10 protein-coding genes are annotated in these 12,187 nt (G+C 60.4%); 5 read left to right on the forward strand and 5 right to left on the reverse strand.

The window, feature by feature from the left end; translation table 11 throughout:
* Nucleotides 1-2: 2 nt before the first annotated feature.
* The 3 genes from FJ398_02025 to FJ398_02035 are packed head-to-tail and all read left to right on the forward strand — an operon-like array spanning nucleotide 3 to nucleotide 2,928.
* The gene (locus tag FJ398_02025; GenBank protein ID MBM3836735.1) at nucleotides 3-1,544 is read left to right on the forward strand and encodes a hypothetical protein; all 1,542 of its coding nucleotides are present in this window, start codon (nucleotides 3-5) and stop codon (nucleotides 1,542-1,544) included.
* Nucleotides 1,541-2,254 (forward strand): cytochrome-c oxidase, encoded by a 714-nt coding sequence (locus tag FJ398_02030; protein MBM3836736.1) that lies wholly within the window; start codon nucleotides 1,541-1,543, stop codon nucleotides 2,252-2,254. Before FJ398_02025 ends, FJ398_02030 begins: the two co-directional genes overlap by 4 nt.
* Nucleotides 2,251-2,928: a c-type cytochrome gene (locus FJ398_02035; GenBank protein MBM3836737.1), complete on the forward strand. Its 678-nt coding sequence runs from the start codon at nucleotides 2,251-2,253 to the stop codon at nucleotides 2,926-2,928. Before FJ398_02030 ends, FJ398_02035 begins: the two co-directional genes overlap by 4 nt.
* Nucleotides 2,929-3,022: 94 nt before the next feature.
* Here the strand turns inward: FJ398_02035 and FJ398_02040 are convergent, their stop codons facing one another.
* From FJ398_02040 to FJ398_02060, 5 genes are all read right to left on the reverse strand, one after another.
* Nucleotides 3,023-4,339 carry a glycosyltransferase family 2 protein gene (locus FJ398_02040; GenBank protein MBM3836738.1) on the reverse strand — a complete coding sequence of 439 codons (1,317 nt, stop codon included), beginning with the start codon at nucleotides 4,337-4,339 and terminating at the stop codon, nucleotides 3,023-3,025.
* A gap of 73 nt (nucleotides 4,340-4,412) precedes the next feature.
* A complete protein-coding gene (locus FJ398_02045) occupies nucleotides 4,413-5,111 on the reverse strand; it encodes a hypothetical protein (protein MBM3836739.1) in 699 nt (232 codons plus the stop codon).
* Between the two features lie 231 nt (nucleotides 5,112-5,342).
* Nucleotides 5,343-6,521, reverse strand: coding sequence for an ABC transporter ATP-binding protein (locus FJ398_02050; protein ID MBM3836740.1), 1,179 nt, complete (start codon nucleotides 6,519-6,521; stop codon nucleotides 5,343-5,345).
* Nucleotides 6,522-6,531: 10 nt separating this feature from the next.
* Nucleotides 6,532-8,526, reverse strand: coding sequence for a hypothetical protein (locus FJ398_02055; GenBank protein ID MBM3836741.1), 1,995 nt, complete (start codon nucleotides 8,524-8,526; stop codon nucleotides 6,532-6,534).
* A 104-nt stretch (nucleotides 8,527-8,630) separates the two neighbouring features.
* On the reverse strand, nucleotides 8,631-9,905 hold the full coding sequence (locus FJ398_02060) for a Pyrrolo-quinoline quinone (GenBank protein ID MBM3836742.1): 1,275 nt from the start codon (nucleotides 9,903-9,905) through the stop codon (nucleotides 8,631-8,633).
* Nucleotides 9,906-10,259: 354 nt separating this feature from the next.
* Between FJ398_02060 and FJ398_02065 the strand changes: the two genes are divergently transcribed.
* The gene (locus FJ398_02065; protein MBM3836743.1) at nucleotides 10,260-10,499 is read left to right on the forward strand and encodes a ribbon-helix-helix protein, CopG family; all 240 of its coding nucleotides are present in this window, start codon (nucleotides 10,260-10,262) and stop codon (nucleotides 10,497-10,499) included.
* Between the two features lie 64 nt (nucleotides 10,500-10,563).
* On the forward strand, nucleotides 10,564-12,183 hold the full coding sequence (locus FJ398_02070; protein MBM3836744.1) for a hypothetical protein: 1,620 nt from the start codon (nucleotides 10,564-10,566) through the stop codon (nucleotides 12,181-12,183).
* Nucleotides 12,184-12,187 lie beyond the last annotated feature (4 nt).

Raw genomic sequence — 12,187 nt, forward strand, 5'->3', positions numbered from 1 at the left:
CAATGATGAGCGTTCAAGCGCCAGCCACGGAGAGCGTTTCCAGGACTCAGGCTGCCGTCCCGCCGATGGAGATTAACCGATCGAGTTGCCTCCCGGTCACGATGCTCCTGGCGTCCAGCGTCGGCTGGCTGGTTGTCGCCAGCGTCCTCGGACTCGTCAGCGCCATCAAACTGCACGCGCCGGGTTTCCCGGGTTTTCTTTCCGGCGCATCCTGGCTGACCTACGGCCGCGTCTATCCAGCTTATTCATTCGTGCTGATTTATGGATTTGCCGCGCTGGCGGGCCTGGGCCTTGGACTCTGGATACTCGCCCGACTGAGCCGCGCTGCGGTTTTCGGCCCGGTCGCAACCACGATCGCTGGTCTGTTCTGGAATCTTGGCGTTCTTGTCGGCACCCTGGGAATCCTCGCGGGCGCGGGAAGCGGCTATGAAGGCCTGGAAGTGCCGGGGTTCGCGTCGCCGATTCTCCTGGCTGCGTATCTGGCGATCGCACTCTGCGCGACGCTCACGTTTCATTTCCGCTCGGAGCGCGAGATGTATGTTTCGCAGTGGTATTTGCTGATGGCGTTGTTCTGGTTTCCGTGGATTTTTTCAACGGCGGAGATGCTGCTGGTTTACTTTCCGTCTCGGGGCGTGGCGCAGGCTGTGATCGCGGGCTGGTTCACGCACAACCTGTATTGGATTTGGCTGGCCTCATTCGGGCTGGCCGCGATCTTCTACTTTTTGCCCAAGCTGGCGGGCCGGCCCTTGCACAGCCGCGGTCTGGCGATGTTCGGATTTTGGTCGCTGGCATGTTTCGGCGGTTGGGGCGGAGTTCAGGGAGGCACACCCGTGCCAAGCTGGCTGGCCAGTGTGAGCGGCGCGGCGGGTATCATGATGCTCGTGCCCCTTTTAGCCGTTGCCACAAACTGGCACCTGACGATGAAGGGAACGGATCAAAAGCTGGGGCCAAATCCAATTCTGCCTTTCTTCAAGTTCGGCGCCTTTTGTTTCATCGTCGCCAGCCTGCTGCAGATCATCAGCCTGCTTCGCGCGCCGTCCAGCGTGTCCGCCCACCACCAGGACCTCTCCGAAACGATTCAATCGACCTTCGCTGTCGTATTCGGCTTGCTGGGACAGATCGCGGAAGTTGCCCGATTCACGCATTACGGAAATGGCGTGAGCTCACTGTTCCTGTTCGGCTTTTTCGTGATGGTTGCGGTGGGCGGCATTTATTACGTCGTTCCCAGGCTTACCCAATGCGAATGGCCGGCTCCGGCGCTTATGAAATTTCATTTTCGTTGCGGCGCCGCCGGGGCGGCGTTTCTGGGCGCTTCGTTGATCATTGGCGGCATCCGGCAAGGCGCGGCCATGAATAATCCAAACCTTGCGTTCCTGGATACAGTGCGCGGCACCGTGCCGTTCCTCGGCATGGGCACTCTGGGAATGCTCCTGCTCCTGGTGGGGAACTGCGCCCTGGCAATCAACTTCGCGCGGCTCCTCATGAACTGCCGGTGTTCCGAGTGCTGCCCGTCCCCAATCACGAGTCCCGGAGGGCGCGCATGAATCAAGGCCCGATCATTTTTCTCGGCGTTTATCTGGCGATGGCGCTGTCCTGGCTGGGAATGGTGTTTGTCCCGGAAATGCAGCTTGGGCGCATGCAGGAGACGACCGTTCCTCCCGCGGGTGCGCGCTATCCTGCGCCGCGAAACGGCCTGGCTCAGGAAGGCCGTGACGTCTATCGCGCAAACGGGTGCTACTATTGCCACACACAACAAGTCCGCGCGCGGGGCTTCGGCGCGGATTTTGAGCGCGGCTGGGGCGCGCGCCACAGCGTGGCGCCGGACTACTTGTATGATCGCCCTGTGATGCTAGGGAACCTGCGCGTGGGGCCGGACCTGGCCAACATCGGCGTCCGCCAGCCGGATGCCGCAACGCATTTGCTGCACCTTTACAACCCGCAGATCACGGCCAAAGGTTCGACGATGCCGCCCTACAAATTCCTGTTCGAGAAACGGAAAATCAGCGGCTCGCCGTCACCAGAAGCCTTGAAACTCTCCGGCGAATTTGCCCCGGAGCCTGGATTCGAAGTCGTGCCGAAACCCGAAGCCCTCGCGCTCGTAGCTTACCTGCAAAGCCTGCGCGCCGACGTTCCACTTTTTGAAGCTCCTTTGCCGTTGCCTGGGAAGAAGCCTGGCGCTTCCAGCACGAACCAGCCTCCAGCGGGAGCCACGAACGCAAATCCAGCTCCGGCGGGCCAGCCTCAAGCGAAATGAATTCAGATCGGAAACACAGTTCGCCGAATGCCCCATCGAAGGGCGGAGCTTCATCCGGCAGCGGCTTGAACCAGCCGCTGGTCGAAACCGAACCAACCGCTGGGCACGCGGAGTCTCCCGTCTGGCTGGTGGTGCTGCTGGGCGTTTTGCTTTTCTGGGCGCAGTTGTACATCGAAAACTATGCTGGCGGATTCAATCCTCAGGTGTACGAGCCTTACCGAACTTACGCTCAGGTCGAGCAGGCGAATCCCAAGGATGAGGCAGGAGAACTGATTGCCAAGGGAGAAGTTCTCTATACCCAACTCTGTGTCGCTTGCCATCAAGGGAACGGGATGGGGAGTCCCGGTCAATTCCCTCCTTTGGCGGGGTCTGAGTGGGTCATCGGGAGCCCGGACCGGCTTATCCGAATCGTGCTTCATGGACCGACCGGCCCTTTCAAAGTGAAAGGCGTGGATTGGAATCCTGCAACAGCCATGGTGCCTTTTGGCTCCGCGTTCCCTCCGGACCAAGTCGATGCCAACATCGCCGCCATTCTAACCTTCATCCGCCAGTCCTGGGGGAATAAGGCGCCGCCCATCAAACTGGAAGATGTGAAACGCGTCCGCGAGGAAACCAAAGATCGCGCCGCGCCGTGGACCATGGACGAACTGCTGAAGATTCCGGAGACGCAGTAGCCTCAGACGAAGGAATCGGAGTAGTGGAGGAGTGGGGCGTTGGAGTTCTGGGGCATTCGATCTCGAATGCGAGGTTTCGATCCACGAGAGAAGATCAGTCCCCGGCAACCTTCGGCGGACCATGACGGAGCACGCGCCGCAGTTCCTCCCAGCGATTCAAACGCCAGCGCAGAAAGCGCAGCATCCAGAAATCGCCGCGGCGGCGGAACTGGCCAATGCGGCGGCGCTCGGAAAGCACGTGCGGCCTCAAGCGCCAGCATTCGGCCAAAGCGTCCACGTAAGCCCTCCGAACGAATGACCCGCGCCGGATCAGCAGCAAACTCGCGAAGGCCTCCGCAATCCACAGCGCGAGTTGCAGCGGGACGAGAAGGAGCAGCACATTCCGGCAGTTCTTGAGCAGCACGAGCAGCACGTTGCGATTCGTGTAGAAACGCTTGGTGGCGCTGGTTCGCACTTCGCTCATGCGCCCGCCTTCCGGATTCACGTTCGCCGCCAGATGATGGTGCAAGCGCGCGCGCGCAACCGCGATGGCGCGCCCCCCGGCGATCCAAAGCCGCCAGGACAAATCCAACTCGTCCGCATACATGAACAAAGCCTTGTCGAATCCACCGATGCGCTCAAACCATTCCCGCTCGACGAGGAAACAGCATCCGGGCGGCATGAAGAGATCGCGGCTTTGGTCGTAGCGCGTGGCAAAGCTGGGCAATCCAAAAACGTCGAACCCGGCGCCCCAGATCGGCTGGACCGTGTTGTCATCGTAATTCAGCACGAGTGGCGTGGCGGCGTTCGCGCGCTGACTTCGCACTTCCGCCAGCAAGGTAGCCAGACAATCGGGCTCCAGCCAGGCGTCGTTGTTCAGGAAGAACAGATACTGGCCACGCGCCGCCTGCGCCGCGCGATTGTTCCCTTCGCAATAGCCCAGGTTCTTCCCGTGCTGCATGACACGCGCGTTCGGCCAGGATTGAGTCAGTTTCTCCGCGAGTTTGTCCGATCCGTCCGTCGAGGCATTGTCCGCCACGATGATTTCAGCCGCAGCAAAAAGCGTCTGCCGCCGCAGGGAATCGAGGCAACGCTCGATCCATGGCGCGCCTTGATAGTTCAGAATGATGACGCTGACCTGGTATTGAGGCAAATTATCCGTGGTTTGAGGCAGGAATTCTCCGAAGGAGCTTCGTGCATTGAACCTCTGCACCGCCCCCGGCTCCTGCTCCCTCCCAGGAGGCGGGGCTTCGTTCGACGTCGCAGCGTTCAGTTCCCCTCCTGGGAAGGAGGTGTGGGTTGGTTCATGGGAAGTTTCCACGGCCAAGAAGCCGTGCCAATAGCCCATGAACCGAAAACTGCACGGACCGCAGCCTTTAGGCTGCTTCCGGTCCCACTCTGGAATTTGGCGTTGAAGCGGCCTAAAGGCCACGGTCCGAACAGACGGTTCATAAGAAGAGGACGGGCGGCGGCGGCTCCGCAGCACCGCCGCTCGCTCCTATTGATCAAGAAAGCTTTTTCTTCGCTTCCTCGGGCACGTTGACTTTTGTGGCGCCGACGTCCTTGATCTCAACTGTGGTCGTTCGGTCCACATCGCGGTCATTGCCGCCAAAGCTGACGGTGCCGCTGACTTTGAATTCATATTTCACGAGCGCTCCGTCCTTCAGCCAGAACTTCACGGAACCTTTGGCGTTGCTGGTCGTGGCATCGCCGCCCCTGCGGAAGCGCAGCAATTCCTTCGCGCCCTCTTCGGTCAAAGCGCTGGAATAGGCGTCGCCGTCTTTCTTGAGATCTTTGGCGGCGGCGGCGAGTTCCGCGGCCTGGACGGCTGGTGTCTTGAGATTGCGGGCCATGAGGGCGCGGAAGCGTCCGAAGCCTTCTTCCTGTTCCACCTCGGCCAGGCCCTGCCACGCGCCGTCTTGATTCGTCACCGCGCCTTTGCCTCCTTTGACCACGGTTTGCATGGTGTTATCTCCAAAGCTCGAAGAGACCAGGGTAAAGCCGTCCTTTTCCGTTTTGCCGTCCGACGGGCCCGGGCGGAACTGAGAGCCTTCCGGAACGGCAACCGTTTGCTTCCAACTGTAATTGGCAGCTTCGCCGAGCTTCTTGGCCGCGGCGATGACGGCGTCTTTGGGGCTGGAGTCCGCGGCATTGAGAGAAACAGCCAGCACGGTCAATGCGCCGATGAGCATGTTTCTTTTCATAGAGTTCCTTAATTGGTTTGATGGATTTGAATAAGTTTCAGTGCGCCTGAGAGCCTTCGGCAGAATTTGAGCCTGCCAAGACACCTCGCACAAGCCAGAAGACGCACCCGCCCGATCCCCGGTTACCCGGTAGGGCGAGCTTGTCCCCAGCGAGCCGCCACCAACGTGTTCCCAATACGTCCGCCACGGCTCGCCGGGACGGGCTCGCCCTTACCGGGGAAACGTTCGTCATCATGGAAGCAGACCATAATGGCTGGGGTCGAGGACCTCTTCAGTGTTCGCGTCGAATAGGTGAGCCTTCTCCGGGGCAAAAGAAACCGCGACAGTCTGGCCGGGCCGGCACGGAAAATCCGGCGCCACGCGCGCGGTCAATGTTTGAGCGCCGGCCGAGAGGAAAAGATACGTCTCCGGTCCGCGCGGCTCAACCACCTCAACCGCCGCCTGGATTGCCGCGACGCCATCCGAACGACCCGCTGTGGCACTCGTCACCGGTTGCAGGCCGATATCTTCGGGTCGAACTCCGAGCACAACCGCCCGTCTCTCGACCTGTCCCAGGGCAGTCTTGAAACGCGGCGGCAATTGAATCAGCAACGCATCCAGGCCAGCGGCAAAGTTGTCCGTGCGGGTTGCGAAAACACAACCGCCGCTCTTGGTCAACAGTTCACCCCGGATGAAGTTCATCGGCGGCGAGCCGATGAAGCCCGCCACAAACAAATTGCCCGGACGGCGATACAACTCCAACGGTTCGGCGACTTGCTGAATCCTTCCTTCGTTTAGGACTGCGATCCGGTGGCCGAGGGTCATCGCCTCGACCTGATCGTGCGTGACGTAAATCATGGTGACTCCCAGGCGAGTGTGGAGGCGCGCCAACTCCACGCGCATTTGGGCGCGCAACGCGGCGTCCAGATTGGATAGCGGCTCGTCGAGAAGAAAGACCTTCGGTTTATGCACTATCGCCCGGCCCAGAGCGACGCGCTGGCGTTCGCCGCCCGACAACGCGCCGGGCCGTCGATCCAGGCAACGCTGCAAACCCAACAGCGCGGCCGTTTCTGCCACCCGCGCCTCAATCTCGGGCTTCGCATACTTCCGCAACTTGAGACCGAACGCCATGTTCTCGAAGACCGTCATGTGCGGATACAATGCGTAGTTCTGGAAGACCATTGCGACGTCCCGGTCTTTCGCGGGGACGCGGTTGATCATTTGGCCGTCGATAGAGATGCCGCCTCGGGTCGGCTCCTCCAGGCCCGCGATCGTGCGGAGCAAAGTGGTCTTGCCACACCCCGACGGTCCCACCAGCACCAGGAGTTCCTTGTCCTCGACGTAGAGGCTCAGATCCTTGAGCGCCGGAATTTCCTCCTTTTTCGGGCCGAGGAAGGTCTTGTCCAGATGTTCGATAACGACCCGCGCCATGGAACACCTGCTACTGCAACCACAGAGGTTGCGTGAAGGCGCCGTTGACGGCGACATCCCAGGCTTCGAGACGCACCCACTTGGGAGAGCTTTCCAGCGGCCACTCGAATTTGCGGCGCCCAAACTCACGGGCATCCGGCACCTGAATCGTCTGCCGCTTTACTTCGTGGCCGTCCCAGGACGCGATGAGGACTTGCGAAAGCGGGAAGGTCCATTCGAGTTCGGCGGTCACTTTCGCGTTCCTCGCGTCGAAGGAATGAATGAGCACTTCGCCCGTGGTCGTGAAAAAATCGCCGCGCCGCAACGCGCCCAGCACCGGCGACCAATCGTCGAAGGTTGGCTTCTTCTCGAGCTTGAGATAATTGATGTTCATGTGGCCGTAGAGTTCGTGCGTGGCGTCCAGCTCGAACGTGTCCACCTCGCCGGGCACTTGTTTGCGCTGGCCCCAGGTATTCATGTCGTCCAGCAAGTCGAGCACGCGCACACCCAGGCGCGGCTCGGAAAGGTCCGCTGGCATTGCTTTCCAGGCGCCGCCGAGCCAGAGATCGTCCTGGTACCAATCCTTCTCTTTGTAAGCGTCGGGACAGGCGAAGGAGGCTTTGATGCGCGGATGCGCCGTCCAGGCCAGCGCCTTCTCACGCCGCAGAATCTCCACCATGTCCGCCTCGCTGCCCGCGTGATAGACCTTGCCGTAAGGTGGGATGTCTTCGACGAACGGCACGCCATTGCTGCGAACGAGGGTCAGATAGACCGGCCTGGGAAACAGGTAGAGCCAATGGCCCGGATGCGTGCCCTTGGGCGCAGGAATATTGAGCTGGGCGTTGGCTTCTTCGCCTGGGATGAAAAGAATCCGCTCGTCCGAATACTTCCGGCAGACATCGAACATCGCTTTGAGTTGAGGCAACCGTTTGGGGCCGGGGTCGGCGGGATTGCCGTCGCCGTGGAATTCAGCCAGGTGAACGAGATTCACGTTCATCGCTTTGAACACCTTGGCGACTTCAGGGCCGGCGGGGTTTCCGTTGAGTTCGTTCATTGCGAGGCGCACGTGCCAGTGGCTGGTGAACGTGAACCGGCCTTCCATGGTTTTGAACACATCGCCGTTCGTGTAGCGTTTCACGCGTTCGAGCGCGGCTTCGGGTTTTTCCGGGGAGGCGAGCACGAATGCGCTCATGCGCTGGATCTTGCCCGCGGGCGCGTCGAACCAGGGAATGAACGCGCCCTGATGGCCGGGACCGCCCGCAGGATCTTGCCGCAGCCCGAGTCGGTTCTTCCCAATCTGCGCGAACTTGAAATTCACCGTGTGATCCCGTGGAAAGAAAAACGCGTGGGGCGGCGGGAAGACCGCCACGGAGCCGGTTTGCGTCTCGCCAAAGATGGCGCGGTTTCGAACGCTGACGGGTTTCGGTTCGCCTTCCAGCGAAGCGCGGACCCATTGATCGGTCTCGTTGCTTTTCCACGCGACGCGTTTCCACGCTCCTTCAAGTTGGAAGTCGTAGATGTAAGCGAGAAGTTTGCCGTCGTTCTTCAGTGCGGCCTCGACGTGGACAAAGGGGCTTCCCGAATAGAGCCGCACCACTAGCTCGCCCGTGAACGGTCCGGCGGTGAGATTGGAGAAGTGCATCGCGGCGCGGGTGCCTGCGCTTTCGACGCGCACCGTCTTGAGATCGAAGTTGGCCTCGTGGGTTTGGGTCGGGCGAGAAGCGGGCTTGTCGAAAAAGATGTAACGTTCGTTCGCGCGTTCCGTGCGCGAGCCCGTGGTGATAGTGAGCACCGGGCGGACGTCTCGCATCACGGCGACTCCTGCGACTTCAAAGGACCCGAAGAGAGGCTTCGTTGGATCGAGTGAGAAGACAGCCGCGTGGCGTTTCTCCCCGTCCGCAGCCCATTCCGCACGGAGAGATGATCCCTGGCGTTCGATGCGGATGCCGGAAGCAGGATCGAAACGCGAAAGGTCAACCGGAGCATCCAGCGCCAGGACCAGCAGCAAAGCGAAGGTCGGTGTCATGTTTATTCCAAGTTCAAAGTTCGATGTTCAAAGTTCAAAGTTGGACGTTCGAAGTTCGCCCCTGTCCTCTTGCTGGCGTTCCGGCCCGCCCGTCTCGATTGTGCTCACTTCGCCGCGATGCAGAACAAGTGCTTCTCGCCCCGGATCAGCAACCGGTTTGCGACCGGCACGGGCGAGGCGATCACGCGTTCACCCATGTTGTTTTCAGAAAGGATCTCGAATTTCCCGTCCACGCTCGCGACAAACACGACGCCGTCCTCGCGCGTGGCGTAGAGTTTTCCGTCCGCGACCGACGGCGAGGCGTAATAACTGGACCGATGTTTCGGCAGCTCGCCCTTCCAGAGAGATTTTCCGATGGCCGGATCGAGACATTCGACCTCCCCGCGATCCCGCACGAAATAGACCCGTCCTTTATACGCTGCCGGCGTCGGCACGAACGCTCCGGTGTCTTCGCGCTTCCAGACGCGGTGGGAGTGGGTCACGTCACCGCTCCCACCCAGCTTAATGCCGTGGACCGTGGAATCCTTGTCCCGCCCATAAGGAACCACAGCGATCTCGCCCGCCACGAGCGCCGACGCCACGACCGGCAGATAACTCCGCGCCTTCGGATTGAACTCCCCGCACGACCAAATCACTTTTCCGTCGGTGGCGTCGTGCGCGGTCAGATGTTCTCCGCCCAAAACCAGCACCGCTTCCTTCTCCTGATGGCGAATCACCGTCGGCGAAGCGTAACTGTGATCGCCTTCCACCGGGGTCTCATAATTCCGGGCCACCTTCCAATGAATCTGGCCCGTGCGCTTGTCGAATGCCGCCAGCCACGAATCTCCATGGTGCATTCGGGCCACGACGACGTCTCGCTCGGTCAACACGGGCGACGTGCCGTGATCCCAGAAGAGCGTGTCTTTGCCGAAGCGCTCGACCAGATTGGTTTTCCAGCGGACTTTGCCGTCGAATTCGATCGCTGCGAGATTGCCGCTCTTGAAATAGACAAAAATCCCCTGGCCATCCGTGACGGGCGAAGGATTGCTTCCTGAACCGTTTTGATGTTTGCCCGGATTCTCAGGTCCCAGGGACGTTTGCCAGAGAAGTTTCCCCGACCAATCGAACGCCAGCACGGCATCCTGGCCGTTGGCCGGCGCCGTGAGCACGATGCGTTGGTCCCAGACAATAGGCGTCGAGCAACCCTTGCCGGGCAGCGGCGTTTTCCAGAGAAGGTTCGAGCTGGCATCCCATTTGGCAGGATAACTTCCGTGTTCAGTACTGCCGTTGTCGTGCGGCCCTCTCCAGCGCGGCCAGTTGGATGCGCCTTCAGCAGCGGGCAAATTCGTGGCGGCAAAGGTCAAGAGGGACAGAAGCAGGCTGGTCAATGATGCGCGCATGATCGGGAATGTTTTGCGGCAAGATTACTCGTCAACTCGGAGGGAAAGACAAGCAGAAGATTCGTTCGCGGGTAGGGCGAGTCCGTCCCGGCGAGCCGGGCGACGTGCTTGGAATACGTCCAGATCGGCTCGCTGGGGACAGGCTCGCCCTACCTTTGAGGCGCATACCAAGCTTCGACGATTCGGGCAAACGAGAATTGCAGGCCCGAGAAGCGGTATGCCATCAGTTGAGGGTGGGGCGAGGCTCCAATGCCATCGAAGAAAGGCCCCGCAGCAGCGTCGCCCCACCGTCGATAACTGAGGGGACGGGGCAATCGCATTGCATTGGTGCAGTGCTTGTCATACGATGATTGCATGAAAACACTCACCGTGCGCCTGCCAGAGAAGCTTGTGGCCGAGATCGAAGCCGAATCACAATTGCGCCGCGTCTCGAAGTCCGGCGTGATTCGAGATCGCCTGCAAAACGGGCCAACGGGGGTCAATCGCAAGACGTCGAGTACGTTGGACCTTATTTCGGACCTGATCGGCTCGGTCGAAGGGCTCCCGCCGGACTTGAGCGCGCGAAAGAAGAAATATTTGAAAGTTTCAGGTTAATTTCCGCATCTATCGGCGTCACAGCCGCCAGGTCATCCCGTGCCTGCTGCCCTGAAACTGACAAATGAAAAGCCGCTATTCCAAACTGGCCATCCTCAGCCTGCTCGCGGGACTTGCCGGATTCTTGCTCGCGCTGGCGCCTGCGCCCTTTCCCAAGTTGATTTCGGTTCCGCTCGGTTTCATGGCGGCCTTGATGGCCGGATTGGCGAGTTGGTCGATTCGGCGGGCGGCTGGATTGAGGCGCGGCCGGCGTCTGGCAGGTCTGGGCGCAACGTTCGGCGTTCTCGCCGCGATGCTCGGCATCCTCGGAATCCTGGCGTTCATTCGAAAGGAATTCCATCGAGCCCAACGCCAGCAACAGGCCTGGAACCAGCCCGCGCCGACCGTCGAAATACCGGCCCCGGCCCCCGCTTTGGCAGCGAAGCCCGCGGCGAATTTCACCTCCAATCTGCCCATCGTCGTCCTGCAGGCCTTCGGCCAATCCATTTCGCGTCATGCGGAAACGCTGGTGCGGGCGCGATGCTTCGACACGGGAAACGGGCGCGCTTCCCTCGACGCCCCGCCGGATTACGATGGGCTGGGAACGATCAATTTGCGCGGGAACACTTCGCTGCACTTGCCGAAGCGATCGTTCACCTTCCACATGGTGAACAGCCAGACCAACCAGATCAAAGTGCCGCTGCTCGGTCTGCCCAAAGAAGAAGATTGGGTGCTCTACGCGCCTTACGAAGACAAGACGTTGATGCGCGATGTGCTCGCGTTTGAGCTCGTCCGCAAGATGGGGCGTTACGCGCCGCGCACTCGTTTCATTGAACTGTTCCTGACCTCCTCGGACGGCCCGGTCTCCATGAGCCATTACGCCGGCATTTATGTGCTGGTGGAAAAAATCAAACGCGGCAAGGACCGGGTGGACATCGCGAAGCTGGAGCCGGAACATCTGTCGGAACCCGAGATCACGGGCGGCTACATCCTCAAGCGCGACCACGGTGATCGCGACGGGAGAAGATTCAATACCGCGCACGGCGGCCCCTACTTCTACGTCTATCCGAAAGCGGAAGACATCACCGCCGAACAGAGATCGTGGTTGACGCGTTACTTCAATGCGTTCGAAGAAGCGCTCTACGGCGAAAATCTCCAGGACCCGCGAACGGGCTACGCCGCGTATCTCGATGTGGCGTCGTTCATCGACATGCACTGGCTAATCGAAGCGACGAAGAACGTGGACGGCTTCCGTTACAGCGCTTTTCTGACCAAAGATCGAGGCGGCAAACTCAGACCGGAGCCGCCCTGGGATTGGAATCGTTCCTTCGGCAATGCGAATTATTACGGCGGGGACGAAACGCACGGCTGGTATTCGTCCAACCTCCGCCCCACTGAAATCTCATGGTACCACCGATTGCGCGAAGATCCCGCATTTGCCCAACGCTGCGCCGCGCGCTGGGTTTACCTCCGCAAAGACATTTTCGATCCCAAGAAAGTCCAGGCGCGCATCGACGAAATCGCGGCTCTGCTGGATGAAGCGCAGGAACGGAATTTCAAACGTTGGCCCGTGCTCGGCCAGCACGTCACCTGCAATCACTACGTCGGCGACTCCTACGAGGACGAAGTGCGCTGGATGAAGAAGTGGATCGAGCGCCGCATCGCGTGGATCGACAGTCAGGTCGCCGGCGCCAGGAGTTTGTAGTCGG

This window comes from Verrucomicrobiota bacterium, from assembly GCA_016871535.1.
Lineage (GTDB): Bacteria > Verrucomicrobiota > Verrucomicrobiia > Limisphaerales > SIBE01 > VHCZ01.

Excerpts from the sequence above, each read along its gene's own strand:
- FJ398_02070 (MBM3836744.1), top strand. The coding sequence starts at position 10,564 with ATGAAAAGCCGCTATTCCAAACTGGCCATCCTCAGCCTGCTCGCGGGA.
- FJ398_02065 (MBM3836743.1), top strand. The coding sequence starts at position 10,260 with ATGAAAACACTCACCGTGCGCCTGCCAGAGAAGCTTGTGGCCGAGATC.
- FJ398_02035 (MBM3836737.1), top strand. The coding sequence starts at position 2,251 with ATGAATTCAGATCGGAAACACAGTTCGCCGAATGCCCCATCGAAGGGC.
- FJ398_02030 (MBM3836736.1), top strand. The coding sequence starts at position 1,541 with ATGAATCAAGGCCCGATCATTTTTCTCGGCGTTTATCTGGCGATGGCG.
- FJ398_02045 (MBM3836739.1), bottom strand. The coding sequence starts at position 5,111 with ATGAAAAGAAACATGCTCATCGGCGCATTGACCGTGCTGGCTGTTTCT.
- FJ398_02055 (MBM3836741.1), bottom strand. The coding sequence starts at position 8,526 with ATGACACCGACCTTCGCTTTGCTGCTGGTCCTGGCGCTGGATGCTCCG.
- FJ398_02050 (MBM3836740.1), bottom strand. The coding sequence starts at position 6,521 with ATGGCGCGGGTCGTTATCGAACATCTGGACAAGACCTTCCTCGGCCCG.
- FJ398_02060 (MBM3836742.1), bottom strand. The coding sequence starts at position 9,905 with ATGCGCGCATCATTGACCAGCCTGCTTCTGTCCCTCTTGACCTTTGCC.
- FJ398_02025 (MBM3836735.1), top strand. The coding sequence starts at position 3 with ATGATGAGCGTTCAAGCGCCAGCCACGGAGAGCGTTTCCAGGACTCAG.